The organism is Mesorhizobium sp. M1A.F.Ca.IN.020.03.2.1 (assembly GCF_004023205.1).
Classification (GTDB): domain Bacteria; phylum Pseudomonadota; class Alphaproteobacteria; order Rhizobiales; family Rhizobiaceae; genus Mesorhizobium.
Map to the genome: position 1 here is coordinate 1 of NZ_RZSV01000412.1, position 2,355 is coordinate 2,355.

Annotated in this window: 3 protein-coding genes; 1 reads left to right on the forward strand and 2 read right to left on the reverse strand. The window is 64.4% G+C overall.

All coding sequences use genetic code 11. From position 1 onward, the window contains the following. Nucleotides 1–186 precede the first annotated feature (186 nt). Nucleotides 187–825, reverse strand: coding sequence for a hypothetical protein (locus EOA79_RS31445; protein WP_348627451.1), 639 nt, complete (start codon nucleotides 823–825; stop codon nucleotides 187–189). Nucleotides 826–873: 48 nt separating this feature from the next. Between EOA79_RS31445 and EOA79_RS31450 the strand changes: the two genes are divergently transcribed. After that, on the forward strand, nucleotides 874–1,266 hold the full coding sequence (locus tag EOA79_RS31450) for a DoxX family protein (RefSeq protein ID WP_127334901.1): 393 nt from the start codon (nucleotides 874–876) through the stop codon (nucleotides 1,264–1,266). Between the two features lie 27 nt (nucleotides 1,267–1,293). Here EOA79_RS31450 and EOA79_RS31455 read toward each other — a convergent pair. Further along, nucleotides 1,294–2,355 (reverse strand): aminomethyltransferase family protein (locus EOA79_RS31455; RefSeq protein ID WP_164894048.1); only part of this gene is annotated, 1,062 nt, incomplete at its 5' end.

Consider the following 2,355-nt stretch of genomic DNA (forward strand, 5'->3'; position numbering starts at 1 on the left):
GGATCATCCAATGCCAGGACCCGCAGGGCGCGCATTTCGCGCTGCTGGCGCCTGGGCGGTAGAAACTGCCGCCCCCTTGTGGGGCAGATATCCGGTCCATCCTCCGCAGCCGCGGCGCAGCTGCTGCGGAGGTCGGGCCGGGCAGAGGGGAGCGCTGGCCCGGCGCCGGCGTCGCCCTCTTGGGCGTCACTCCGGCGTCAGCACCGCCACTTTGAGATCGGCCTTCTTGGCGCCGCTGAGCTGCACGGTGGCCGGACCGGCCGACAGCTTGAAGCGCACGCTCTTGCGAATGCCTGGGCAGGTCTTCGCGCGGCTGAAGCCCGCCGACTTCACGGCGCGGCCGTCTTGGACGACATCGATCCAGACCTCATCGGACAGGCTGAACTGGAGCTCACCTTCAGCCGGTACGGTCACGCTTGCCATCGCGCCGAACGTGCCGGCTGCCGGTGCACGTCCCGGCGGAACTTCAAAGCCGATCGTGTCGACCGCTGCAAGCGCGAAATCCGACGCTTGCCCGACTGTCAGGGCCGCGCCGGACTGGGCCGCGGACGCTGACGGAAACAGGGCCTGCTCGCGTGTCACCGGCCATTTGAAGGCATCACAACCGGCATCGGCAGCTATGGCGAAGCTGGTGCCTGCAAGGAGTGCGAAGAAGCTGATGGCGAATTTTTTCATGGCGAATGGATTCCCCGGACAGTTGGTGTATCCGGCATCAATACAACTTATAAGAGATGATTGCAACCATGGCGAGAATGGGCCAGAAGAGATGAAACCATGCCCACTCACCGATTTTTGATGGCAGGCCACGGGAAGTGAATAGTCCATTTCCGGGCAATAATTTATGGCGCTCCGGAAGGGCAAGATGGAGTTTAGATGAAGCTTTTTGAAGGTCTCTCCCGCTATCAGCCGCAGGCGCTGGGCGTGCTTCGCATCATGACCGCCTTGCAGTTCACCGAGCACGGCACCCAGAAGCTGTTCAATTTCCCCGCCGGCGCCCATGCCGGGGCGCTGACGGGGCTCGCGCTGACCTCGGCAATCCTCGAATTCGCCGGCGGCGCCCTGCTGGCGCTGGGGCTGTTGACCCGCCCCGTGGCCTTTCTGCTCTGCGGCGAGATGGCCATCGCCTATTTCATGGCGCATTTCCCGCGCGACTTCTTCCCCGTCAACAATGGCGGCGACGCGGCGATCTCGTTCTGTTTCATTTTCCTCTATCTGGTCTTTGCCGGTCCCGGCGCTTTCGCGCTCGACAACCGCCGCGGCGCCTGATGCCCTGTGCGGACGCGCGCCTGTTTTTCAGGCGCGCATCCGCTCGAAATTGGCATCGAACAGCGGCGCGGACTGAATGCGTGCCGCATGCCGCTTGCCGAGGATCTCGATCTCGAAGCCGTCCGGCCTGTCGGCGATCTCCTTCGGCACATAGCCCATGGCGACCGACGTCTTCGAATTGTGCGCATAGCCGCCGGACGTGACCCAGCCGCGCACGACGCCGTCATGCCAGATCGCCTCGTCACCGATGACATCGGCATCAGTGGTCTCGACGATGAAGGCGCGCAGCCGGAGCTTGCCGCCCTGCTTGCGCTCGGCAAGTGCTGCTTCCTTGCCGATGAAGTCGGCCTCCTTGCCATAGGCGACGAAACGGTCGAGCCCGGCCTCGACCGGTCCGTAGATCGGCCGGTATTCGCGCGCCCATGAGCCGTAATTCTTTTCGAGCCTGAGCGCATTGAGCGCGCGTGAGCCGAACAGGCCGATGCCGAATTCCTCGCCCGCTTTGACCAGCGCCTGGTAGGCGGCGCGCTGATATTCCGGCGCCACCCAGATCTCATAGCCGAGATCGCCGGTGTAGCTGACGCGGCCGACAAGACACGGCGCCATGCCGATATCCATCCTGGCGACGGCCATGAATGGGAACGCCGCGCTGGAGACGTCGGCGCGGGTGACCTTGGCCAGCACCGCCCTCGCCTTCGGCCCGGCGATGGCAAGGCCGGTGAGCTTCTGCCCCAGCAATTTTATCTCCACCGAGCCGTCCTTCGGAAGATGCGCTTCGAACCAGCGCATATGGTACTGCTCGGCGACGCCGGAGCCGGCGATGAACCAGTCGCTGTCGTCGATGTTGGCGAGCGTGAAATCGCCGATCAGCTTGCCGTCTTCCTTCAGCATCGGCGCCAGCGTCATGCGGCCGGGCTTGGGCAGCCTGCAGGCAAGCAGACGGTCGAGCCAGGCTGCCGCCCCCTCGCCCGTCACCTTGTACTTGGCGAAGCTCGAGATCTCCGAGAGGCCGACGCCGTTGCGGACGGCGGCCACTTCGCTGCCGACATGGTCGAAATCGGTCGACCTCCGCCACGAGAACTCGTCCTT

What these genes read in the sequence shown, in the direction of transcription:
- EOA79_RS31445 (WP_348627451.1), bottom strand. Translation starts at nt 825, where the DNA reads ATGGACTATTCACTTCCCGTGGCCTGCCATCAAAAATCGGTGAGTGGG.
- EOA79_RS31450 (WP_127334901.1), top strand. Translation starts at nt 874, where the DNA reads ATGAAGCTTTTTGAAGGTCTCTCCCGCTATCAGCCGCAGGCGCTGGGC.